The following is a 23,699-nucleotide window of genomic DNA, read 5'->3' as shown; positions in this document are numbered from 1 at the left end:
CGGACTCCCCCGTCGGCCTGGCGGCCTTCCTCCTGGACCACGACGCGGCCAGCCTGGCCATGATCACGCGTGCGTTCGAGGGCGTGAAGGAGGGTCTGTCCCGCGACGACGTCCTGGACAACATCACCCTGTTCTGGCTGACCAACACGGCGATCTCCGCCGCCCGCCTCTACGCCGAGAACACCACCCCGTTCTTCGGCGCCAAGGGCGTCAAGATCCCGGTCGCCGTCAGCGTCTTCCCCGACGAGCTCTACGCAGCCCCCAAGAGCTGGGCCGAACAGGCGTACCCGAACCTCGTCCACTACAACCGGCTTCCCAAGGGCGGCCACTTCGCCGCCTGGGAGCAGCCGGAACTCCTCGTGAAGGAGGTCCGCGACGGGTTCCGCGGACTGCGGTAACCCCATCGCCAAGGGCCGGCACCGGCCCTGACACCGACAGGGCGGCTGAACGGCTCCGGAGTGAGCCGTTCGGCCGCCCCTCTCCTTGCACCCGTCCGCCACGCCCATGTGGCCGGGACCTGACGTGACCGCCGACGCGGTCGGACCGCCTCACGGAGCCGGACTCGCGGCTTGTCGCTCAAGAGGGCTGACACCTCGCGCGCCTGGATCGCCGACGACGGGGTCGTGTCTATCGTTGCGCTGCCGGGCCTTCGCGAGGGTCGGCGAAGACACTGGAGCAGCCATGAACGACACCTCTCGCACGTATGACGTCGTCGTGATCGGGGCAGGCCCCGTCGGCGAGAACGTCGCCGACAGGACCCGGGCCGCAGGGCTCAGTACGGTCATCGTCGAGAAGGAGTTGCTCGGCGGCGAGTGTTCGTTCTGGGCATGCGAGCCGAGCAAGGCGCTGCTCCGGCCGGTACTGGCACGCGCGGATGCCCGCCGTGTGCCGGGACTGAAGCGCGCGGTCGAGGGGCCACTGGACGTGCCCGCCGTCCTCGCGCACCGCGACGACATGGTCAACCACTGGCATGACGAGGACCAGGTCGAGTGGCTGAACTCCGTCTCCGTCGACCTCGTGCGGGGCTTCGGCCGCCTCGACGGGCCGCGTCAGGTGGTGGTGACCACCCCTGAGGGCGGGACGGTCCGGCTCGCCGCCCGTCACGCGGTTGCCGTGTGTACGGGTACGCGTACCGCGCTACCAGACCTTCCTCATCTGGACGACATCCGTCTCTGGACCAACCGCGAGGCGACGAGCGCCGATGCCGTCCCCCGTCGTCTGGCCGTCGTCGGCGGAGGGGTCGTGGCCGTCGAAATGGCCACCGCCTGGCGTGCGCTCGGTTCCGAGGTGACGATGCTGGTCCGTGGCGACTGCCTGCTGACGCGGATGGAACCCTTCGCCGGCGAGATGGTCGCGGAGACCTTGCGCGAGGACGGCGTCGACCTGCGTTTCGGGGTCTCCGTCACCTCCGTCGCACGGGAGGAAGGACCTGACGGCGCGGTGCGCATCGGCCTGTCGGACGGGGGGCAACTGGACGCGGACGAGATCCTGTTCGCCACCGGCCGGACACCGCAGACCGACGACATCGGTCTGGAGACCATCGGACTGACTCCCGGCGGATGGCTGACCGTCGACGACACGTTCCGCGTCACCGCCGTCGAGGACGGCTGGCTCTATGCGGTCGGCGATGTCAACCATCGGGCCCTGATGACGCATCAAGGCAAGTACCAGGCGCGTATCGCCGGTCCGGTGATCGGCGCGCGCGCCCACGGCGAACCGGTCGACACCCACAGGTGGGGTCCGCACATCGCGACCGCGGACAGCGCCGCAGTACCCCAAGTGGTCTTCACCGACCCGGAGGTCGCGTCGGTCGGCCTGACCACGCGGGAGGCAAAGGACGCCGGAATGCGCGTCAAGGTGGTGGACCACGACTTCCGCGGCGTTGCCGGGGCACACCAGTATGCCGTGGGGTATCGGGGCAAGGCCCGCATGGTGATCGACCTGGACCGGGGCACGGTCGTCGGGGTCACTTTCGTCGGTCCCGGCATCGCCGAACTGCTGTATTCGGCAACCGTCGTGGTGGCCGGCGAGGTCCCCGTCGAGCGGCTGTGGCACGCCGTCCCCGCATTCCCGACGATCAGCGAGGTATGGCTGAGGCTGCTCGAAGCGCATCGGGGCTGAGCAACGAGTTCTGTCAGCGGCCGGGGAGCCGCTCCTTGACCTCCTGCAAGAGCCACCCGTTGCCGTCCGGGTCGCTGAACGAGGCGTACGTGGCGTAGCTCCTCCCGTCCGGTGCCGGACCGTCCACCCGTACCTGCGCACCCGTGTCGTAGGTGTTGTGGTACGCCTCGCTCACGTCCACACCTCTTCCGAGGAGGTCGGCGCGGGCCTGCTCGATGTCCTGGACCACCAGGTAGAGACCGTGTGCGGAGCCTGGTGCCGCGGGGGTGACACCCCTGCCGAAGTGGATCGAGCACTCCGATCCGGGCGGCGTCAGCTGCACGATCCTGAACTCCGGCCCGGCTTCGTAGTCCGCGTCGAGTCGCCATCCCAGCCCTCGGTAGAAGCGCAGGGCTCGGTCGACGTCGGCGACCGGGAGGGCCGCGACCTCGAACTTCATCGTCGTCGCGGGCGTTGCGACACCGCTCGCCGCGGCTTCCTGCCCGGCCTGTGAGGTGCTCATCCCGGCCTCCTTGCCGCGTGTCCGCTCAGGACGTGGCTCGCGGACGGCCGTGCCGAGGCAGCACACCCGAATCCTGTCCGGGCCGCCCGCACTGCCTGTACAACAATTCTGACCTGGCCGGCATGAAAGTTCAGCCGGAGCCGTCCGGCCCCGCCGGCGGAATCAGCGGGCGGACCGAGCGAGGACGGACACCCAGGCGATGCGAGCCGTCGCAATCCGTGACACCGCGGCGCGGAACATCCGATCGGCAGCGTGAGGCAGGTCGCACCGGCGAGCCGATCTGGTGGTGGGAACAGGGTCATACGGCCAGAATTGAGATCAAAGAGGCAATGTACTCATGACCCTGCGCCGCAAGGTCACTGCCTCGTCGACGGAAGGTGGACGGGCATGCGGCACTACGATCTCGCCATCCTGGGGACGGGCAGCGGCAACATGCTGCTCAACGAGGAATTCGATCACCTTCGCACCGCGATCGTGGAGCCGGACCGCTTCGGCGGCACCTGCCTCAACCGCGGCTGCATACCCAGCAAGATGTTCGTCATCACCGCCGACGCGGTCGAGGAGGCACACGCCGCGACGCGTCTGGGAGTCCACGCGAGTGTCGAGCCGGTCAATTGGAAAGCCATCCGCGACCGGGTCTTCGACCACATCGATCCACTGCACGAAAGCGCCGTCGACTACCGCAGGATGAAGGGAGTCGACGTCTACGCCGAGCCGGGACGCTTCGTCGCGCCGAAGGTGCTTCAGGTGGGAGACGAGCAGCTGTCCGCGGACACCTTCGTCGTCGCAGTCGGATCGCGTCCCGTCATACCCGACACCCCCGGCCTCGACACCGTGGCGTACCACACCTCCGACACCATCATGCGGATCGATGAGGTGCCGCCGTCCATGGTGGTGCTCGGCGGCGGTTTCATCGCAGCGGAGTTCAGCCACGTGTTCAGCGCTTTCGGGACGGACGTGACGATCCTGCAGCGCGGACCACGACTGCTGATGGCGGAGGACGAACAGGTGTCGGCCCGCTTCACCGAGCTGGCGTCCCGGCGCCACCGTGTGCTGCTGAATGTGACGGCCACGTCCGTCGCACCGTCCGAGAGCGGGGTGCGGGTCACGGTGACATGCCCTGACGGCACGCATGCCATCGAGGCCGCCACGCTGCTGGTCTGCGTCGGCCGAAGGCCGAATACCGATCGGCTGGACGCCGCTGCCGGCGGGCTCGAACTCGACGAGCACGGTCACATCGTCACGGACAGCACCTACCGCACGTCGGTGGAAGGTGTCTGGGCACTCGGCGACGCGGTGAACCACTTTCAGCTCAAGCACATGGCGAATGCCGAGTCGCGAGTCGTGCAACACAACATCCTCCATCCCGAGGACCTCCGTACGCTCTCCAACGAGCTCGCTCCGCACGCGGTGTTCACCAACCCGCAGATCGCGAGCGTCGGCCTGACCGAGCAGGAAGCACGTCGCCGCAAGCAAAACTGTCTGGTGAGTGTCCGCGACTATTCGGCGACCGCATACGGCTGGGCACTGGAGGACACCACCAGCTTCGCCAAAGTCCTGGCGGATCCCGTCGACCGCACGATCCTCGGTGCACACATCATCGGTCCCCAGGCCGCCACGCTCATCCAGCCGCTGCTCCAGGCGATGATGCTGGGATCGACGGTGGACCAGGTCGCCCGGGACGTGCTCTACATCCACCCCGCTCTGACCGAAGTGGTCGAACAGGCCTTGCTGGATCTGTAGGCGGGTACACGGGCAGCCGGCGAGTCGTCCGGAACGGACGACCGGCCCCTCGTGGCCTCAGGACTGCGCCGGAGCGACACACACGCCTTGCGGCCACCCCTTGACGGCTCTCGTGGCAGGGGCCGGGCTCTGCTCCGTCGCCGCGCACGGAAACACCGAGGAAGCCGCAACCTGGTTCACGGCGGTGCCGATCACTTCGATGCCGGCAGCGGTGCGGAGGGGATAGCCTCTGGCCATGCCGAGCTTCGAGATCACACCGATAGGTACGGTCCGGAACGACAGGACGGACGTCCAGCACACGGACAACTGGGGCGCCGTCCGCAGCGCGATCACCATCGACGAGCGCTTCGGCGAGGCATGCCTCCAGGGGCTGGAGGGCTTCTCCCACGTGGAAGTCCTCTTCGTCTTCGACCAGTTCGAGGAACTCGACGACTACCGCGAACCCCGCCCCTACCGAGGTCGCTCCGACCTCCCGCCGGTCGGCGTCTTCGCCGGCCGCGGCCCCCGCAGGCCGAACCGTATCGGCGTGACGTCCTGCGCCATCGAATCCGTCCGCGGCCGCGAACTGACGGTGGTGGGCCTCGACGCGGTCTCGGGCACTCCCGTCATCGACCTGAAGCCGACGATGGAGGAGTTCCGCCCCGTGGACATCATGCAGCCGGAATGGGTCAGCGACCTGATGTCGGAGTACTTCCAGCCGTAGGACCTGCCGACACAGGTGACCGCTGCCGGCGCAGCGCGGTCATCACACCGCCGCCGGCCGCCGCAACGCAGTCCCGTCGCGGCACGGTGGGGAAAGCGTGCGGGAAGCAGGCGGTCGGTCAGCAACTGGGCCTGTCGGCCCCGCGCCAGGTCACCTTTGTACCAGGGGCTCTTCCGCCGCCGTTGCTTCGATCAACGGCGCCGAGAGGCGCGGGGCCGCACGAGGTCAAGGGTCCTGCCGCCACCGGACCGCCGGGCGGAGAACAGCATGGCGGACCCTGCGGAGGACCCCTGCGGGAAGGTGCGGGAACCGGCACCGAACCAGTGGCGGTCGGCCCGCACCCTGGAGGCTGTCAGCTCCCGTCGACCGTCAGCTCTCGTCGGCTGTCAGACGCAGCGAGATGCTGTTGATGCAGTAGCGCTGATCGGTCGGGGTGGGAAAGCCCTCTCCCTCGAAGACGTGCCCGAGGTGCGATCCGCAGCGGGCACACCGCACTTCGGTCTGCACCACGCCGTACGACCGGTCCTCGGCCAGTTCGACCGCATCGCTGTCCTTCGGGTCGTAGAAGGAGGGCCAGCCACAGCCGGAGTCGAACTTCTCCGCGGAGGTGAAGAGTTCGGCGCCACAGGCCCGACAGGAGTAGACGCCTCTCGTCTTGGTGTCGGTGTACTCGCCGGTGAAGGGCATCTCCGTGGCGGCCCGGCGCAGCACCTTGTACTCGTCGGGAGCCAGCTCGGCACGCCACTGCTCGTCCGACTTTTCGACGTCATACGACATGAAAGCTCGACCTCATCACATTCGGTAGCGAGAAACGGAGGGGAAAAGGAATTGACCTCGCGGCAAATGGCTCTGCAGGGATTCCGTCGAATGACCCGATGCAGGCTCGCGGCTGAGCCGGGGACGGCGCCTTTTCACGCACGTATGTCCTTGAACCCTCACGCGACCTGCGGTGTTCCCGCCCTCTCGCCGTCATGACGTGTGCTGGATCACATCCGCCGGCCTCGGTGACCTGCTTTCGACGCGAAAGGGAGAGTCGGCTCGGCGGGAGAGACGCGCCGGAAAACCCCACCGGGATCGCACCAGAGCTCCGGCGTTTGCCCGGATCGTCTCGGCCTGGGGTGATTGATGACGACACGGATCTCGCGGGAGTGGTCGTTACCGCCGATGCCCTCCACGCCCAACGCGACCACGCCTCCTACCTGCGCGAACGCGGCGCTCACCACCTGCTGCCCATCAAGAACAACCAGCGCGGCCAGACCCGTCAGCTCCACGCCCTGCCCTGGAAGGAGATCCCCGTGATCCACCACGACGACGCCCGAAGCCACGGCCGTCACGAGCAGCGGCTCGTGCAGGTCGTCACCGTCGAGGGCCTGCTCTTCCCACGCAGCCCAAGTCCTGGGGATCCAGCGCCGTCGCCGACTCTACGGGGCGAAGAAATGGTCCAGCGAGACCGTCTACGCCATCACCGACCTGCCCGCCGAGGAAGCGAACGCAGCCGAGATCGCGTCCTGGGCTCGCGGGCACTGGACCGTGGAGAACACCGTCCACTGGTGTCGAGATGTCACCTTCAACGAGGACAAGTCCCAGGTCAGGACCCACAACCCGCCCGCCGGACGACGAGCTCACACCGAACGCCCCCGAGTCCTCGCCCTCTACCGCATCACATGATCAAACCGGACGATCCAGGCACTCGCCGGGGCCCTGGGGATCCCACGCCTGGATCCGCTCGGCGGTGTCCGCCGGTGGACGTGGCAGGCCCGACAGCCGAACACACCGTGGGGCAGCGACGAGTGGAGGCGTCCGCCCGGTCAGCTCGGCGTATCGACAGGCGGCACGGACGACCGGACACAGGCCCCGGCCGGAAGGTCCTGTTCGGCCCAGACGACCTTGCCGCACGGCACCGGGCGGGACCCCCATCTGCGGGCCAGCTGGGCGACCAGGAAGAGGCCGCGGCCGTTCTCGTCCATGGTGTGTGCGCGACGCGGACGCGGGGAGCAGACGTCGGTGTCGAACACTTCGCAGGTCAGCACCTGGTGTCGGATCAGGCGCAGACCGATGGGGCCGGTCCTGTGCCGGACGGCGTTGGTGACCAGTTCGCTGAGGATCAGCTTCGTGGACTCCTCCAGACCTTCCAGGCCCCACTCCTTCAGCTGGTCCGCTGCCAGGGTCCGGGCGGTGCGGGCGGCGGTCTGGTCACTGGGCAGCGCCCAGGAGGCGACCTGGGTCGGTTCGAGTGAGCGGGTCCGGACCAGGAGCAGTGTGACGTCGTCGCACGGCGCCTGGCCCGGGAAGCACTGCGTCGCTTCGGTGCAGAGCTCTTCCAGCGAGCGGTCCGGCTGAGCGAGGACGGCGCCGAGGCGGTGCATGCCCTCCTCGATGTCGCGGTCTCGGGTCTCGACCAAGCCGTCGGTGTACAGGGCGAGGAGACTTCCCTCGGGCAGTTCCACCTCCACGGCCTCGAAGGGGTCGCCCAGCCCGATGCCCAGCGGGGGCCCGGCAGGCAGGTCGGGGAAGGTGACATGACCCCGCGGGTCGACGATCGCGGGCAGGGGATGCCCGGCCCGCGCCATGGTGCAGCGGCGGCTGGCCGGGTCGTAGACCGCGTACAGGCAGGTCGCGCCCACGACCGCGGGGGCCCCGTCCGGGGCGTCGTCCTCACCGGCCAGGCGCTGGACCGTGTCGTCGAGGTGGGCCAGCAGCTCGTCCGGGGGCAGATCCATGTCGGCGAGGGTGTGCACTGCCGTACGGAGCCTGCCCATGGTCGCGGCGGCGTGGAGCCCGTGCCCCACCACGTCACCGACGACCAGGCCCACCCGGGCGCCGGACAGCGGGATCACATCGAACCAGTCGCCGCCCACGCCGTGGTCCATGTCGGCGGGCAGGTAGCGGGACGCCACTTCGACCGCCGTGCCGCCCCGCAGTTTGTGCGGCAGCAGGTGGCGTTGCAGGGCGAGGGCCGCACAGTGCTCGCGAGCGTACTGGCGGGCGTTCTCCAGCGACTGCGCGGCGCGACTGACGAGTTCTTCGGCCAGGAGCAGATCGACTTCCTGGAAGGGCGTCGGGTTCTCGGTGCGGACGAACACCATCACGCCGAGCAGTGCGCGCTGGGAACGGATGGGTACCGCCATGATCGAATGGACGCCGTTCTCATGGATCCTCCGCGCCAGTACCGGCTCCTGATCGAGCCAGGTGCTCGAGGCGGTGTCCAGGACCGACTCCAGGCGGGACCTCCCGGTCCGCAACACCTCGGTGAACGGTGAGGCGTGCGGCACCGGGACCGGCTCACCGCGCGCCGCAGTGGATTCCGGCACGCCCGGGTGGATCGAGGCGACACCGGCCCGCCGGAAGACGGGAAGGTGCTTGACCTTCGGACCGTGAGGCACCGGGGGCCCTTCACCGAACGGGACGGACTGCTCCAGGTCGACGGCGACGTAGTCCGCCAGCAGGGGCACGGCGAGCTCGGCCATCGCCTGGCTGGTCTGCATCACGTCCAGCGTGTTGCCGAGGCGCGTGCAGGCCCCGCTGAGAACGGCGAGGCACTCGCGCGCCCGCCGACTCTCGACGACGTCGGTACTGATGACGCACACGCCCAGAGGCTTTCCTTCGGCGCCTTGGATGCACTGGAACGACACCGCGAACGGGTGCTCCCGGTGCGGACCCGTCAGCAGCCACGTCCGGTACTCGTGGACCTTGGTGGTGCCGCTCTGGAGTACCTGCCGCATCACGGCCTCCAGCACTTCGGCCTTGGCGCCGGGCAGCACATCGGTGAGGCGGCGTCCGAGCCGTCCGTCATGGGTGAGGCCGTCGTGGCTCGCCATCACGTCGTTGACCGCGGTGCAGCGCAACTGCGGGTCACGCACGACGATGCCGACCGGCGCGCGGCCGAGCAGCAGCCCTCGCACCGATCCGTTGATCGCGTCCGCGGACAGATCGTCGAAGTCGGCCACCGAGGCGAGCCACCAGGATGTCCCGTCGCTCCGCTCCAGCATCGAGATCCGCAGGTTGACGTCGAGCATGCGGCCGTCCCGATGGCGCATCGTCATCGCGCCGGACCAGCCGTTCTCGGCACGGCACTGCTCGACGAACGCCGATGTCGTCGGCGCCGCCCCGAAGGACGGCAGCACGAGCGCTGCGGACCGTCCCACGACATCCCCGACGCCGTACCCGACAAGCTGCTCGGCGGCCTGCGTCCATCCGACCACCGTTCCCTGGTCGTCGAGCATCGCGACTGCCGTGTCGAACGTCTCGGACACACTCATCTGCTTACCGAGTGTCACCGTGTCGAGGCTGGTCATGGTCATCGCAGTGATTCCTTGCATGGCTGGGTGAGGGCTGGGGTGTGGGTGTAGGTGTGGGCGGCATGCCATTTGCCCGTTTTGAGTGATTGACCGGTCAAGGCTCCGCTTTGTGACAGCGCCGGAGCCATCACGGAATGAGCTGGGTCACACCGACAGCCGACCCTCCACCCGCCCCCGCGCCCACGCGGAGACCGGAAATACGTCCGCCCGCTCGGTCCAGGACGCTCGGCGCATCAGTACAGGGATCAGTACGGGACGCTCAGCGCCATCAGGACGGGACGCTCAGCGCATCAGTCCAGGACGCTCAGAGCATGCGAGACCGCACTGTCGAGAAAGACCCGGTCGGCGCGCGCCTTGCCCATGACCCGCAGGCCCTGGACGAACGTGGTCAGGAACCGGGCCAGTCCCGCGGTGTCCTTGTCCCCGGGCAGGTCCCCGCGCGCCTGCGCCCGCTCCAACGCGCCCGCGATGGTGCCCTCGACCAGACGCAGCGTCGCCGTGGCCCTGTCCGCCGTGGCCGGATCGGCCGGCCGCTCGGTGACGGCGTTGACCAGGAAGCAGCCCCGACTCGGGTCGTGGACGTCCGCCTCGACCATGGCGATGAGCGCCGCCCGCAGCGCGGAGCGCACGTCCGGGGCCGACTCCAGCTCCGCGATCAGCGCCCCGGCGTAGGCCGAGCAGTAGCGTCCGAGCGCGCGGGCGTACAGCTGCTCCTTGGAGCCGAAGGCCGCGTAGAGGCTGCCGCTGCCAATGCCCAGTTCGGCGGTGAGATCCTGCAGGGAGGTCGCGGCATAGCCGCGTCCCCAGAACAGTTCCATGGCTCGCTCGACCGCCTGGTCGACATCGAACTCCCGGCTCCTTGCCATGACCGACACCGTAGGAGTTCTGGATCGTATGAGCAAGAACGGGCCGCTGTGCCGAGAGGCGCCGCGTCTTCGGCCGCAGTCACTCCCGCTGGAACGGTTCCTCGGAAAATGTGTGCGCCGAGGCGATGCGGGTCAGTTCCACCCTGGTGTTCACACCGAGTTTGCCGAAGACATGGCGCAGGTGTGAGTTCACGGTGTGCGGAGACAGATGGAGCCGGTCGGCCACGGCCCGGTTGGTGAGTCCTTCGGTCACCAGCTGGACGACCCGCAGTTCGGAGGTGGTCAGGCTCTCCCAGCCCGATGAGGCCACGGCGGTGCGGCGTCGGTGGGACTCGGAACGGAGGCCCACCTGGTCCAGTCGTGCCTGCAGACGCCGCACGTCTCCCGTGGCCTTGCAGGCGACCGCCCGGGTCAGGGCCCGCTGGAGAGATGCGGCCGCTTCGCCCGGCCGGCCCTCTTCGAGGGCGCGGCCGGCCATCGCCTCCTCGGCATCGGCCGCGGCGAGTGGCCGCTGGGTCAGTTCATGTCCTTTCGCCGCCTGCTCCAACGCTTCTGGGCCGGCCCGCAACAGTCCGCGGACGTGTGTGACCGAGGCGGCCACGGCGCGATCGAACACATCGCGCGGAGACAAGTGCTCCAGGGTCGTCAGAAGGGCCTCGGCCCGGGACCGGTCGTTCGCACGCAGTGCCACGGAGGCGAGTTGGGGCCACAGTCCGGGAGGGAGCGTCAACAGGTCTGCCGCGGCGTCCTGTTCGTAGAAGCGCGCGCCTTCGCGCACGGCGGCCGTCGGGTTCCCCTGTGCTGCGAGGAGCAGGCTGCGGGCGCACACCGTCCAGGGGTCGGGCCGCGGTGCCGCGCCCGGCGTGGTCCCGTCCGTGGTGGCGAGGCGCCTCGCGGCGAGGGTCAGGTCGCCCTGCCGGAGCGCCACCATGGCGAGCACCGCGTGGGCGGTGCGGTCGGCGGTGTCGAGTTCCAGTTCCTCCGTGACCGTGAGAGCGGCCTCCGCCTCGGCTGCCGCGTCTCCGAGTTCGCCTCGCTCCAGAAGCAGGCAGGCGCATCGGGTGTGCCATGCGGGAAGGGACCACAGGGCACCGGAGGCCTCCGCCTGCACCTGCCCTTCGCGCAGCAGCGTCTCCGCGTCCGTCAGCCGCTCGGTCGAGGTCAGTACGGTGGCGAGCCACAGCCCCGGCAGGCGCAACGGCCGCAATGGAACACCAGGGGCCGCGTGTCCCGCGCGCTCGACGGCTCCTTCCGCGAGATCGACCGCTCGGGCGATCCGGCCGCGCAGCAGTGCGGTGTGGGACTGGAAGAGCATGGCGCCGGCCACGACGGACGGATCGGGATCCTCGTAGGCGGCGTCCACCAGGTCGCGTCCGATGGCCTCCGCGGTGCCGATCTCCCCCAGGAAGGCATGTGCGGTGCCCTTGGTCTTGAGCAGGGTCAATCGCAGGTCGGCCGGCACATCGGGCAGCGTCAGTGCCTGGCCCAGTTGGTCCAGGGCTGCCGGGTACCGTCCCGCCGACAAGTGGATCTCCGCGACGGTCAGCCGCAGGGAGGCCTCGTCGGTCGGTGTGACCGCGAGCGCGAGGGCCTCGTCCGCGAGGGCCAGAGCTTCACGCGTACGCCGGGCGGCGCGGAGCGTCTGCACGGCCTCGATGAGTGTCCGGGCCCGCCGGGGATCCGATGTCGGTGTCAACCCGACTGCCCCCAGGGCAAGTTCGACAGCCGTGTCCGGTGCGACGCCGACCATGCCCTGAGCGGCTTCGCGCAGGATGCGCGCGGCCGCGACGTCGCCCGGCGCGGCACCCGCCAGTAGGTGCCGCACCACGTCTTCAGGTTGTCGGCCGAGGGCCAGCAGGGTGTCGGCGGCTTCCCGGTGCATGGCTCTGCGCAGGGGCAGTGCCATCCCGTCGTGGACCGCCCGGCGCACGAGATCGTGGCGGAACGCGAGCCTGGGGCCGGCCTCGATGAGCATGCCGCTGCGCAGCAGGTCCTGCGCGGGTCGCAGGACCTGTCCCACGCCTCGCCCGAGCAGCCGGGCCACGTCGAACAGCTCGAAGTCGACTCCGAGCACGGAGGCCGCGTACAGCAGGTCGGTCATGTCCGGCGGCATGCGCTCAAGACGCCGCGCGACGGCCTCGGGCAGGCTCGGCACGGCGTCGCCGGCAGCCGATGCGGCGATCGAGGCCCTGCCGCCCGACACGGAGCACAGACCCTCCGCGACGGCTGCGCGAAGGAGTTCGGTGAGGAGGAAGGGGTTTCCGCCGGCTGTGGCGAGCAGACCGGCGAAGCTGTCGTCCACGGGCGCGCGGAGCACGTCACCGGCCAGTTCGGCTGCCGCGCTGTCCGGGAGAGCGCCCAGGGTCAGGACCACGGTGTCGGGATCGTCCTTCGGCCGCGCGACGGCGAGCCGCGACGTGGGCCGGGCGGCGAGGATCCAGGCCACCGGGAAACCTGCCAGCCGCCGTGGCAGTGTGCGCAACGCGGCCAGGGTCGCCGAATCGGCCCAGTGGACGTCGTCCATGAGCACCGCCACCGGGGTGTGCCCGGCCCGTCGTTCGACTTCTTGTACCAGCGACTCCAGCACATGGTGGCGGAGCATCGGGTCGGTCGCATCGCGGGCTGTTCCGTCCCCACCGTCCCGGTCGGCACCGAGACGGTGCAGCAGGGCGAACAACGGCGCCATGACCCGATAGCTGCTCTGCTCGTCGGCCCGGGTCTCCGTCACGTCGAAGCCGGCAGCCGTGGCCAGCGACGCCGCCTCGGCGAGCAGCCGGGTCTTGCCCAGTCCGCAGGCGCCCTCCACGTACAGCACGCGGGTACGTCCGTGGGGGACGCCGTCCAGCAGATCCCGTACGCGGGCGAGCTCGGTGTCCCTCCCCCGCAGTGGCCGGTCGGACAACGGCTTCTCCGTTCCACGACTACTTCGCTCAACACTGCAGCGTGACCGGCGCAGGGGCAACGCACACACATGCTGTGCGCCCGCCGCCGCCTGCGGTCCCGGCCCGCCCGGGCATCACACGATCATGCGATGCACATCTGGGGCACACGGTGCGACCGGAGCGTCTCCGTCACCCGGACCCGGCAGGGCGCGGCGGTCGATGGAGGCGCTCTGCGGGAGCAGCGCTCTCTCGGCCGCCACGCCGGCGGGCCTCCCGTGTCCGGCGGCCTCAGAGGACCTCGAGCGATGCGGCGATGGCACGATCGGCCTCGATCAGCCCCGCTTCGATCTGCTCGCGGCCCGGTCCGTTGACCGAGAGGAATTCCACGTCGGTGATGCCGATGAAGCCCAGGACACCCCGCAGATAGGGAGCGTGGTGGTCCAGGGCGGCGAACGCGGGATCGGTGAAGTCGCTGCCCGACGCACGGACGATCACCGCCTTCTTGCCGGCGAGCAGGCCGCGCGGGCCGTTCTCGTCATAGGCGAAGGTGCGGCCGGCCATGCAGATCTGGTCGATCCAGGCCTTGAAGGCGGCGGGAACGCTGAAGTTGTACATCGGTACCCCGAGCACCAGCACGTCCGCGGCCTCAACCTCGGCGATGAGCGTCCCGGACGCGTCGACGGCGGCCCTGGTCTGCGGGGTGTGGTGCTCGGACGGGCCGAAGACGCCGGTGACCCAGTCCGCGGAGACGAGGTCCGGCACTTCCTCGGTGACGTCCCGGTAGGCCACGGTGCCCTCGGGGTTCGTACGTCGCCAGGCTGCGACGTACTGAGCGCCGAGCTGCCGTGTGAGGGAGTCGGCACCGCGCGAGCTGGAGTCGATGTGGAGCAGGTGAGGCATGGGTCTCTTCCCAACATTCAGGATTGATCACTCCACAATGAGGATGTGGAGATGCGCCGCCTGTGCGAACACAGAGAGCAGGGGATTGTCCGGGAGTACACCGCGACAGCGGCCGCGAACCCCGGAGGTCAGGGAGTGGCGCTCGACCGCGCCCTCCGTATCTCAATGTACATGAATAAGTTGAATCCTCAACCATCTATCTCAGGGTGATGCGGATCGCACCCGGAGAGGCCGCGGAACGTCCGGGCGAAATCGCATGAACGAGTGATGCCGGGACCGGCGCCGACCTCCGATGCTGTGACGAACTGCCCGGGCCGCCGTCCGCCGCCCGGGCCGTCGACGCCTTTCGAAGGAAGTCCGTGCACCACGAGATCATCAGCGACACCGCAGCCATGGACGGACACGAGCCCGGCGAGCGCCACCGGCATCGTGCGGCGATCCCGACCGATGCCGCACCGAACAAGCCCGGCCTCACCGGCTCGGCGGCCGTTCTCAAACCCGTCATCACGGTGCTCACCGTGGGTCTGGCGTTCGTCAGTGTCTTCCTCGCCGCCTTCCACACGCCCACCGCCCACCGACTGCCCATCGCGGTGGTGGCGTCCGACAAGAACGCGGCGTTGTTCGACGTGAGACTGCAGCGGACGGCGCCCGACGCCTTCCAGGTGGAGCGCTATTCCGGCGAGACCGCGGCCAGGTCGGCCGTCGAGCACCGCAAGGTCTATGCGGCCTACGTGCAGACGGGTTCCGCGCCACACCTTCTGTACGCGGGTGCGAACGGAGTCGCGGTCCAGGCGCTGGTGGCGCCTCTCGGCCGCCCCCAGCCCGGCGTCGACGGCCCGAAGGCCCATCTGGAGGACATCGTCCCGCTCGCTCCGGGAGACAGCCGGGGGCTTTCGGTGTTCTACGCCTCCTTCGGCCTGGTTCTCGCGGGCTTTCTCTTCGGCCAGATGACCTACCAGGTGGCGCCGCGTCTTCCGTTCACCCAGCGCATGGGCAGCCTCACGCTCTTCGCCGTGGCCGGCGGCCTGGCCACGGCCCTCGTCGCAGGGGCGGCCTTCGGCGCCATCCCCGGCCCTGTCCTGGGCATCGCGGGCATCGTCACACTGATGTCGGGCGCCGTGGCGGCGGGAACCGTCCTGCTGATCCGCCTCTTCGGACCGCTCGGCGTCCCTCTGGGATCGATCTTCATGCTCGTGATGGGCAACGCGACCAGCGGCGGAGTCCTGCCACCGTCGTTCCTGCCCGGCTGGCTGGAACCACTGGCCTCGGTGATGCCGCCCGGTGTCGGCGTGCGGGCACTCAACGGCCTGGCGTACTTCCACAACGACGGCGTCGAGAGCGGGCTGATCATCCTTGCGGCCTGGGTCCTGCTCTGCATGGGGGCCATTCTCGGCCTGGACAGGCTCGCCGCCTCCCCCGCGATCCTCCACGTCGCCCACCGGGGAAGCCCCGCCCACGCGATCGGAACGCCCCGGGCAACACCTCCCCCACCGACGCTCCCGGCGGCATCGGACAGGACGCGGGCGGCGACCTTCCTCGCCGAGCGGTCCGCCGGCAGAACGCCGGCCGACTGAGGACGGGCGGCGTCAGAAGCCGACGAAGGTTACCGTCTCGCCGAGCGGCGCCCGGCCGGTACGGCCCTGATCCACCGTGCCGTCCTCGAACCCGATCGACATGCCGCAGAAAAGCATGAGCTCGTCCGGCGGTGACAGGACCTTCGCGACGGTCCCGTGGAACTTCGCCCACGCCATCTGCGGGCAGCTGTGCAGCCCTTCGGCCCGGAGCAGCAGCATGACGGTCTGCAGATACATGCCGACGTCGGACCACTGGGGCCGCCCCAGATCACGGTCGATGTAGCAGAACAGAGCGGCGGGCGCGCCGAAGCACTCCCAGTTCGCCGCGGCGGCCCGCTGGCGCGCCTCCAGGTCCTCGCGCGCGATGCCCAGCGCGCCGTAGCGCTGCTCGCCGAAGGCGGACCGGCGCTGACGGTACGGGGATTTCAGCGCGGCCGGGTACTGCTCGTACTCCGGCTCGTCCCAGGGGTCGCCCGCGACCAGGCGTTCGCCGGCGCGCTTCTTGAGTTCGGCCAGCGGCGCGCCGGTGAGTATGTATGCGCGCCACGGCTGGAGGTTCGATCCGGACGGCGCCCAGGCCGCGGCGGACAGCACGCGCTCAAGCACTTCCTTCGAGACGGGCCGGTCCGTGAATCCGCGCACGGCCCGTCGGCTCATGACTGCCTCGTACACGTTCATTAACCCGTGCTCCTCGGTCACCGTGACCACCCTCACTCGCGACTGTATTGTCTGCAACGGTATCATTCAATACTATCTCGGTCGAGTACGCGTCTCCGTCCCGGCTCACGGCCTCGGGCGACGTTCATTTGGAGAAGGTCATGACCACGCTGTTGCACATCGACTCGTCCGTGTTCCCCGGCGAGGCCTCCTCGTCCCGCTCGGTGGCGGCCGCCTTCCGCAAGGCCTGGGAGGAGCAGCACCCGGAGGGCGCGGTGATCTACCGCGATGTCGCCGCCGACCCCGTACCGCACATCACCGCCGCCGCCTGGTCCGCCGGATACGCAACCCCGTCGGAGCACAGCCCGGAGCAGTCCGCCGCGTTCGCCGCGCGCCTGGAACTCATCGAGGAGCTGGAGCAGGCGGATGCCGTCCTGATCGGCGCCCCCATGTACAACTACTCGATCCCGTCGACGCTCAAGGCATGGCTGGACAACGTGCTCCTTGTCGGCCGCACCGCGGGCGAGAACCCATCCGCCCAGGGCACTCCGGTCGTCGTCGTCGCAAGCCGCGGCGGCTCCTACGCACCGGGCACCCCGCGCGAGGGCTACGAGTTCGTGCAGAACTACCTGGAGGCAGTCCTCAAGAACACCCTCGGCCTGGCCCTCGACTTCATCGTCCCTGAACTCACCATGGCCCCCCGCAACCCGGCCATGTCCGGACTGCTCCCCCTGTACGAGGCCTCCCGCAAGCGCGCCTTCGAGCACGCGAGCGCCAAGGCCAAGGAACTCGCCGAGCGCCTCGCCGCCTGACGCCCGGACCACAGACGCCGTGTGACATCCCACCCCGGGACGTCACACGGCGTCGTCGCGGCACGCGGCGGCGGTCAGGCCTGACCGCCCGCGGGATAGGCGAAGCGGGTCAGCAGGTCCATCAACAGCTCGGGCTCGCCGGGCTCCAGGTCGGCCACGAGACGCTCGGCCAACGGCGGCGCCGCCACATGAGCCGCGTCGAAGAGCTCGACGCCCTCAGGAGTGATCTCCACTGCCCGCGCCCGCCTGTCCCCCGGAACGGCTTTGCGGAAGGCCAGCCCCTTACGCTCCAGGTCGTCAACGACCCGCATGATCCCCGCCTTGTCCGACCCCGTCGCCGAGGCCAAGTCGCGCTGCACCGTGGGCCCGCGGTCGACCAGCACGATCAGTACGGCAAAGTGCCTCAACTCGATGCCGAGCGGCCGAAGCGCCTCCGTCATCACCGACGCCGCGCGCCAGTGCGCCTGTCGCAGCAGCAGCCCGAGAGCGAAAGGCGAGGTGTCTCCGGGGCGGTCGGTCGCGCGCGAGGAGGTGGTCCGGTGAGGAACATCAGCGGTCATGAGGCCACATTACCGCCATCTATTCATTCAATACGTTCTCACTTGACACCAAATGGTCCTTCCCCCCTCCGCCCTGTCGCCTCACGGACCACGAGCCCCGGGCGGCTGCGACAGGCCCGCCACGCGGATCAGCGCCTCGGTCGCCGCACGATTCACCGTCGTGAAGAGCGCGAGGCGGCCTATCGCGTCGGCGGAGCGCCCCGTCGGCCGAGGCCTTCATGTCACCTGGAGTCGTAACCCCAGCGCGCCCGGCCGTCCTTGCCCATGTAGCACTTCGCGGGGCGTCCGTCGGCAGTGGTCGCGGTGGCGCCCACGGGAGAGCAGTACTGCCCGAACTGGATGCCGGACTGGCTGCCGGAACCGCCCGCAGTCCCGCCTGACGTGCTGGAGGAGCCACCACGGGTCGAGCCGCCACTGGTCGAGCCACCGCTGCCGGTCGGGCCGGCGCTCGCGCCGCCTCCGGTCATGGCGCCGCCCTCGATAGAACCGTGGGACGGCTCGGGGCGGGGCTTCGGCTTCGGCTTGGGTTTCGGTGTCGGTACGGGGCTCGGCCGGGTGCAGGGGGCACCGGGGTCGATCAGCCACAGGCCGACCTGAGTCGAGACCAGAACCGCGGTGCCGGACTCCGGTTGCTGACGGCACACGTGCCACTGGTCGAGGTCGTGGGAGCCGCTCTCCAGGCGCTTGTCGGTGTACGCGTGCCGCATCGCCGGGTGATCGAGGTCGAGGGCCTCCAGGGCGCGGACGGCCTCCTCGAGGCTCTTGCCGACGAGGTCCGGCATGGCGACTCGGCGCGGGCCGAGGAGCTGTGCCGGGCACACCTCCTGCCTCGGCACCGCGTAGAGCGTCAGCGTGCGCACGGACGGGCGGACCGTTTCCTCTCGCGATGGAGTCTGGAAGCAGACCTGCCAGCCGGACGCGGTGTTCTTCACCGGCCGGAAGGCGGAGGAGGCGTCGGCCGCCGACACCTTCAGCCATGCGTGCGCCTCGGCGTCCGCGACGGCTTCGGCGACAGAGGCTCCGCTGAAGTCGGGGACGGCCAGCGAGGTGTCCGCCCCGGCCCGAGCCGGGTCGTCGTGTCCGTTCGAGACCGAACTCAGTCCTGAGACGAGCGTGCCGGCCACGACCGCGGCCAGGAGAACGGGGTGCCTGCGCAGCCAAATAACCCAGCGTGCCTTGCTGTTGGAACGCACGGGAGCGTCGGCGGGCAGGATGTCCCCCACGGCTTCGAGGAGTTCTCCCTTGGGGTCGATCTTCGATCCGTGCAGTTTGCGCACCGTGCCGTCGACGACGATGTCGACGCGGTCGAGAAGGCCGTGGGCGCGCCGCTGGATCCGCAGGGGCTTCGGCGCCCGGGACGCCTTGGGAGTCAGCAGAGGGCGAAGAAGGATGAGTCCGCGATCCGTGAGCGCCGCATAGCCCCAGCCGCAGTGGTAGAGCGACCGCACGACTTCGTCCGGTTCGAGTTCCGCCAGCAGCACCTTCTTGTGGTCGTCCGGCAACGAGATGTTCTCGTCGGCATCGGCCGAGGCGGTGCGGGGATCAGCGGCGAGAGAGTCGGACACCAGTTTTCCGGCGTGCTGGACGAGTTCGCCGGACGTATCGAGCTGCGAGCCCCACACCGTGATGCGTCGCCCCGTCACGGACAGGTCCACACGTCGCTGCGCCCCGTACGCCGTGCGCAGGATCGTCAGGGGCCTGGGAACCCGCGTCGGCGCGTCCCCGCCGAGCAGGACGAGTGCCTCCTCGGTGAGCGCGGCGTACCCCAGCCCTTGGTGGTAGAGCGCCAGCACCGTCTCGCCGGCTCGCAGGGTGTGCAGCAGAGCTTCCGCCTTGCGGAGGGGAAGTGCGACGGTCTCGCGGGCCGCGATGTCAGCGGTGCGCGGATCGTCGCGCAGGAGGCGCTGCGCGGCAGTTGGGGACATACGCGGAGGATAGCGGCCACGTTTCGTCGCTCGAGCTCCGGACCAGGAACCGCTGCAAGGCCGTGACCAGCGATGATGATACGGGGAGCAGCGCCCGTCGGCTGCCCGCCCGGAGGCGTCGGGACCCGCGCGCCCGGCCGCACCGACTTCGTACGCCAATTCCCTTTCGCGCGGCCTCGGTCGGCGGCCGAGCGAGGAGCGGACCGCGTGCTCCGGCCGAAGCCCGGCGATCCACCCCCCTGTGCCCGGACGTCAACTCGCCCTGGGCCGAGCGGGCACGGCGCCCTGCGTGTGCTCGTGCTCCCCCCGCGCCGTCTCCAGAAGACGCCGCCAGGAGGAGACCATGGGGCGGCGGCGCAGCAGTGCGCGGCGCTCCCGCTCGGTCATGCCTCCCCACACGCCGTGCTCGATGCGCTGGTCCAGCGCATAGGCAAGACATTCGGTGCGTACGGTGCAGCCGTTGCACAGCGCCTTGGCGCGGTGTTGTGCGGCGCCCTCGACGAACAGATCGTCAGGGTCGGCCGTCCGGCACAGTCCCCGTTCACCCCAGTCACTGCCTCTGCCCGCCATCGTCGGATGCCGTCCTCTCCCCTGTTCGCCCCCGCGAGTCGTCCCCCGACCCCGGGCGGCAGGCATATGACACTACGTCGTTCGAGCGCGATCCGAACTCCTGGCGTAGGTCACCACACCTTTGAGTGAGCGGGACTTGCCGTCGGCGAGCGGCAGCGCTATGCGGCGATCCGCCGTCGCGGGAACGCCTTCGCCGTCGACGAAGCGGCCGCGTCGAGGCACTGGAGTATGCGCTCAGGGACAGGTGAGTACCCGTACTCATGTGCGCGATGAACGGCATCCTGCATGTTTCGTGCATGCGATCCATGTCTTTCCAGAAGCCCGTGCTGGTGACCGCCCTCGGCTGCCTGGTCCTGTCCGGCTGCGGCAGGTTGAACGCTTCCGCCGATCAGACCCCCGCGGGCAGCACCGTCTCGGCGACGGCGCGACGAGACGCCCTGTCGGACAGCAGCGATCCGGAGATCCGCTTCCTCGGGCTGCTGGCCCGCGTCATGGACACCTGCGCCCCCGACTCCTCCGGCGGCAATGACGACGTACCCGAGCCGGAGGATCTGGCGGGTGCGGAGGAGGCGTCCACTCCGAGATACGGGCCGGGCGAGACCCCGCCGGGGACTCCGAACGAGGAGGGCGACATACCCGTTCCCGTGGATGATCCCGCTCCCGCGACGACGAGCCCGGACTCCACCAGGCACGGGCCGGTCGAGGAGGTGCCCCTGACCGGCATCGACCAGTGCATGGGCAGCGAGCACGCGCAGCGCGTCCGCGAGGCGTTCGAGAGCGCGAGGACGACCGGCTACCAGGCGATGCGCGAGAAGCTCATGGGCATGGACTACCCGGCGTCGCGGATCCACCGGATGCCGGACCGTGCGGGCGCGCCCCGGGCAAGGCTGGACCTGCGCATGATGGGCAACCAGTTGGCGTTGGAGGTCACCCTGACCGACGGCGGGGTGACCGTCGAACCGTTCGGGGTACCGGAGACCGAGGACGTGAACGTGGCCGAGGTACAGCGGGAAGCCGACGACCGCTGACGCCTGCCCGACCATTCCCGGCGTCGCCCGGACCTGGGCCGATTCCTGGCGCGATTCCCCAGCTCGCCACGCTTTGAGCGGCATCGACTCCGCCACGCACCCGGCCCTCACCGCCGCCCCGGTCCGCGCCGGGGCGGCGTCCGCGCCGTCGGGCCGCACCGCACTGACCTGCGGATCCCTCCCTGCACCGGGCCGGACTCATGCCGCCTGCGAACTGGGCGGGGATGAGGGCAAGATCCCCGCTCTCCACCCACCGTCTCACCGAGACCCTGGTCCGAGCCGGGCTGCCCGCCGGGGTGCTCGACGTGGTGCACGGCACCGGCGCGGCGGCCGGCGAGGCGCTGGTGCGCGACACCCGGGTGGCAGCGGTCTCCTTCTCCGGCTCCACGGCGGTCGGCGGACGACGCGCAGAGCTTCGCGGCTGCCGTCCGCGTGGGCGTCGTCGACCGCGTTGCGGAGCAGATGTACCGTGCGGGAACCGCCCTGCGGAGCGGACGTGCCGCGCAGGAAACGCGTTGCGGGGCGAGCGGACGTGCCGCACACTCTGGCGTGATCGTTCTGCAGCCCGTCCTGGAGGTCCACGCCCCCGAGGGCTTCACCCTGTGGCGTGTCGACGGGACCCGGCCGTATGCCTTCCTTCCGCTCAGCGGCGGGCTCACTCCTGCCGAGGTGGGCACCGCGGTGATGAGCATCGCCGACTGCAACAACGTCGAACCCGGGGACGACAGCCGCTCGCCTCGGCCCGCCGATCCCCTCGGGGGTTTCCTGCACGGCCTGATCACCATGGACGACCTCTTCGCGTCCGGCGGCCTGCGGATCACGGACACCGCGACCGGCGTCACGCTGCTGCCGGGCTGCTGCAACGGGCTGGACGAGCGGCGCGACTGGCACGAGGTGCTCGACGGCGACGGCTGGGCCTGCTTCGGTCACGATCCCTCTCCGCTCGCCGAACGCGACGGTGACACCGTGCGGTTGACGGTGGACGCCGAGGACGAGAGCAGCGCGGTGATCGACGTGCCCGTCGGCGACCTGCGCCGCCTGCTCGCCGGCGCGGAGCGCGACCTGGACGACTTCCTCCGGCTAGCCGCCGCCTGGGTCGCGCTGCACCTCCCCGACCACGTCTCCCCCGTGATCTCCGCGCTCGGCCGCGCCCTCGACCTGCCCGCGCCTACGGGACCGTCGATCCCGTAGGCCTCGCACGAGTGAGCGCCGTCCTAACTCGCAGGGCTGCTAGGGCTGTTGACGCAGGTTCATCACCAGATCACGCGGCAGCCCGTGGGTGTCGTGCAGGTAGTGGAAGTCCTCCTCTCCCAAAGGCCGTTGGAAGCGGGGGCGGGCGAGCACGCTGCGGCCGCGCTCCAGGAGACGGCCGAACCGGCGCTCCTCCTCCAGCAGCAGGCGGCGCACATGACCGGGTTCCACGTCCTGGTGGAAGTGGTCCAGGGTGTGCGACACCAGCTCGAGCGGCAGGTCTCCGAGACCGCGCGTCGTGTCGTCCCGCCAAAGGGTGGTGAGGACCCGTCGGACCAGGCGGCGCAGTACGTAGCCCTGCCCGGTGTTGGACGGGCGCACCCCGTCGCCGATGACGACGACGGCCGAGCGCAGGTGGTCGTGGACGAGGCGGAGCGACGGTTCGTCCAGTGGCCACAGGTCCGGGACGAGACGGCGCCAGGGGTCGAAGACGTCGCACTCGAACACCGACGACTTGCCCTGGAGCAGCGAGGCCAGTCGCTCAAGGCCGAGCCCGGTGTCGATGTTGGGCTGCGGAAGCGGCACGAGGAGACCGTCCTCCTGCCGGCGATGACGCATCATCACGTGGTTCCACACCTCGACCCACCGGTCGTCCTGGGTCGGCGTCGACTCGGGCGGTGTGTCACCGGTCCACATGAAGATCTCCGAGTCGGGCCCGCACGGGCCTACGGGGCCGTTGGACCACCAGTTGTCCTCCACCGTGAGCTCCACCGGAACGCCGAGGTCCTGCCACAGGCGCAGGGAATCGGTGTCCGGTCCGACCTGGTCGTCGCCGCCGAAGACGGTGGCATGCAGCAGGCCGGGGTCCACACCCAGCCCTTCCGTGAGCAGCCGGTACCCCCAGTCGAGGCTCGACGGGCCGTCGTAGTCGCCCAGTGACCAGGTTCCGAGCATCTCGAAGACGGTCAGATGGGTGGCGTCGCCGACCTCGTCGAGGTCCGTGGTGCGCAGACAGCGCTGCACATTGACCAGCCGTCTGCCCAGCGGATGGGGGCGGCCCTCCAGATAGGGGGTGAGGGGATGCATACCGGCGGTGGTGAACAGCACCGGGTCGCCCGGCGGTGGCAGCAGCGTCGAGCCGGTGATCCGGCGATGGCCTCGCTCCTCGAAGTACTCGACGAATGTGCGGACGATATGTTCCGTGTCCATGGGTGTGGCTCCTACGCGTCGCAGCGGGGAGGCACCGGACCACGGGACCGCGAGGGTCGTCACGCCGGGTCGAGAACCAAACGGCGCCGAAGCGCCGGGGAACCACCGACGGTCCGTGTCCGGTCGCCGGTGGAGAGAGAAGGTCAGGCGGCGGCAAC

The 23,699-nt window shown here is 69.8% G+C and carries 18 protein-coding genes and 3 pseudogenes; 10 read left to right on the top strand and 11 right to left on the bottom strand.

What is annotated here, in order from left to right:
• A pseudogene (locus H305_RS0108170) lies at positions 1-398 on the top strand (epoxide hydrolase); the annotation flags it as partial.
• A 283-nt stretch (positions 399-681) separates the two neighbouring features.
• Entirely contained in the window at positions 682-2,121 is a 1,440-nt protein-coding gene (locus H305_RS0108165; RefSeq protein ID WP_028799970.1) for a dihydrolipoyl dehydrogenase family protein, read from the top strand.
• Between the two features lie 13 nt (positions 2,122-2,134).
• On the opposite strand, the gene H305_RS0108160 is transcribed toward H305_RS0108165, so the two are convergent.
• On the bottom strand, positions 2,135-2,623 hold the full coding sequence (locus H305_RS0108160) for a VOC family protein (protein WP_028799969.1): 489 nt from the start codon (positions 2,621-2,623) through the stop codon (positions 2,135-2,137).
• Between the two features lie 312 nt (positions 2,624-2,935).
• Here H305_RS0108160 and H305_RS0108155 point away from each other — a divergent pair, with 312 nt between their 5' ends.
• Both H305_RS0108155 and H305_RS0108150 read left to right on the top strand, forming a co-directional pair.
• Positions 2,936-4,366 carry a mycothione reductase gene (locus H305_RS0108155; RefSeq protein WP_234020649.1) on the top strand — a complete coding sequence of 477 codons (1,431 nt, stop codon included), beginning with the start codon at positions 2,936-2,938 and terminating at the stop codon, positions 4,364-4,366.
• A gap of 235 nt (positions 4,367-4,601) precedes the next feature.
• A complete protein-coding gene (locus H305_RS0108150) occupies positions 4,602-5,069 on the top strand; it encodes an SAM-dependent methyltransferase (protein ID WP_028799967.1) in 468 nt (155 codons plus the stop codon).
• Between the two features lie 369 nt (positions 5,070-5,438).
• Here H305_RS0108150 and msrB read toward each other — a convergent pair whose 3' ends face one another.
• Positions 5,439-5,846 (bottom strand): peptide-methionine (R)-S-oxide reductase MsrB, encoded by a 408-nt coding sequence (gene msrB, locus H305_RS0108145; RefSeq protein ID WP_028799966.1) that lies wholly within the window; start codon positions 5,844-5,846, stop codon positions 5,439-5,441.
• Between the two features lie 350 nt (positions 5,847-6,196).
• Between msrB and H305_RS56310 the strand changes: the two are divergent.
• Positions 6,197-6,737: pseudogene (locus H305_RS56310) on the top strand (ISAs1 family transposase); the annotation flags it as partial.
• 140 nt (positions 6,738-6,877) lie between these two features.
• On the opposite strand, the gene H305_RS0108135 reads toward H305_RS56310, so the two are convergent.
• The 4 genes from H305_RS0108135 to H305_RS0108120 all read right to left on the bottom strand — a co-directional run bounded on the left by H305_RS0108135 (position 6,878) and on the right by H305_RS0108120 (position 14,015).
• On the bottom strand, positions 6,878-9,370 hold the full coding sequence (locus H305_RS0108135; protein WP_028799964.1) for a SpoIIE family protein phosphatase: 2,493 nt from the start codon (positions 9,368-9,370) through the stop codon (positions 6,878-6,880).
• Between the two features lie 287 nt (positions 9,371-9,657).
• The gene (locus H305_RS0108130) at positions 9,658-10,233 is read right to left on the bottom strand and encodes a TetR/AcrR family transcriptional regulator (protein WP_028799963.1); all 576 of its coding nucleotides are present in this window, start codon (positions 10,231-10,233) and stop codon (positions 9,658-9,660) included.
• 79 nt (positions 10,234-10,312) lie between these two features.
• Positions 10,313-13,135, bottom strand: coding sequence for a helix-turn-helix transcriptional regulator (locus H305_RS0108125; protein WP_028799962.1), 2,823 nt, complete (start codon positions 13,133-13,135; stop codon positions 10,313-10,315).
• Between the two features lie 268 nt (positions 13,136-13,403).
• Positions 13,404-14,015 (bottom strand): FMN-dependent NADH-azoreductase, encoded by a 612-nt coding sequence (locus H305_RS0108120; protein ID WP_028799961.1) that lies wholly within the window; start codon positions 14,013-14,015, stop codon positions 13,404-13,406.
• Positions 14,016-14,374: 359 nt separating this feature from the next.
• Between H305_RS0108120 and H305_RS44945 the strand changes: the two genes are divergently transcribed.
• Complete coding sequence (locus H305_RS44945) at positions 14,375-15,589, top strand: ABC transporter permease (protein ID WP_051370430.1); 1,215 nt, start codon at positions 14,375-14,377, stop codon at positions 15,587-15,589.
• Between the two features lie 12 nt (positions 15,590-15,601).
• Here H305_RS44945 and H305_RS0108110 read toward each other — a convergent pair whose 3' ends face one another.
• Complete coding sequence (locus H305_RS0108110) at positions 15,602-16,267, bottom strand: nitroreductase (RefSeq protein ID WP_028799960.1); 666 nt, start codon at positions 16,265-16,267, stop codon at positions 15,602-15,604.
• A gap of 140 nt (positions 16,268-16,407) precedes the next feature.
• On the opposite strand from H305_RS0108110, the gene H305_RS0108105 reads away from it, so the two are divergent.
• Positions 16,408-17,058 (top strand): FMN-dependent NADH-azoreductase, encoded by a 651-nt coding sequence (locus H305_RS0108105; RefSeq protein WP_028799959.1) that lies wholly within the window; start codon positions 16,408-16,410, stop codon positions 17,056-17,058.
• 74 nt (positions 17,059-17,132) lie between these two features.
• Here the strand turns inward: H305_RS0108105 and H305_RS0108100 are convergent, their stop codons facing one another.
• The 3 genes from H305_RS0108100 to H305_RS0108090 form a co-directional block, all read right to left on the bottom strand.
• Positions 17,133-17,618, bottom strand: coding sequence for a MarR family winged helix-turn-helix transcriptional regulator (locus tag H305_RS0108100; protein WP_028799958.1), 486 nt, complete (start codon positions 17,616-17,618; stop codon positions 17,133-17,135).
• A gap of 221 nt (positions 17,619-17,839) precedes the next feature.
• Complete coding sequence (locus H305_RS0108095) at positions 17,840-19,543, bottom strand: Stk1 family PASTA domain-containing Ser/Thr kinase (RefSeq protein WP_028799957.1); 1,704 nt, start codon at positions 19,541-19,543, stop codon at positions 17,840-17,842.
• Between the two features lie 252 nt (positions 19,544-19,795).
• Complete coding sequence (locus tag H305_RS0108090; protein ID WP_028799956.1) at positions 19,796-20,113, bottom strand: WhiB family transcriptional regulator; 318 nt, start codon at positions 20,111-20,113, stop codon at positions 19,796-19,798.
• A gap of 296 nt (positions 20,114-20,409) precedes the next feature.
• On the opposite strand from H305_RS0108090, the gene H305_RS49285 reads away from it, so the two are divergent.
• From H305_RS49285 to H305_RS0108080, 3 genes and pseudogenes are all read left to right on the top strand, one after another.
• Positions 20,410-21,141, top strand: a complete 732-nt coding sequence (locus H305_RS49285) for a hypothetical protein (protein ID WP_158690493.1) — start codon at positions 20,410-20,412, stop codon at positions 21,139-21,141.
• A 200-nt stretch (positions 21,142-21,341) separates the two neighbouring features.
• Positions 21,342-21,533: pseudogene (locus tag H305_RS54520) on the top strand (aldehyde dehydrogenase family protein); the annotation flags it as partial.
• 157 nt (positions 21,534-21,690) lie between these two features.
• A complete protein-coding gene (locus tag H305_RS0108080) occupies positions 21,691-22,332 on the top strand; it encodes a hypothetical protein (protein ID WP_028799955.1) in 642 nt (213 codons plus the stop codon).
• A gap of 39 nt (positions 22,333-22,371) precedes the next feature.
• Here H305_RS0108080 and H305_RS0108075 read toward each other — a convergent pair whose 3' ends face one another.
• Positions 22,372-23,541 carry an alanine--tRNA ligase-related protein gene (locus tag H305_RS0108075; RefSeq protein ID WP_028799954.1) on the bottom strand — a complete coding sequence of 390 codons (1,170 nt, stop codon included), beginning with the start codon at positions 23,539-23,541 and terminating at the stop codon, positions 22,372-22,374.
• Between the last annotated feature and the right edge of the window lie 158 nt (positions 23,542-23,699).

Origin of the sequence: Streptomyces sp. 142MFCol3.1 (genome assembly GCF_000424945.1) — a bacterium.
Taxonomy (GTDB): Bacteria; Actinomycetota; Actinomycetes; order Streptomycetales; family Streptomycetaceae; genus Streptomyces; species Streptomyces siamensis.
This window is presented reverse-complemented; position numbering and strand designations above follow the sequence as displayed.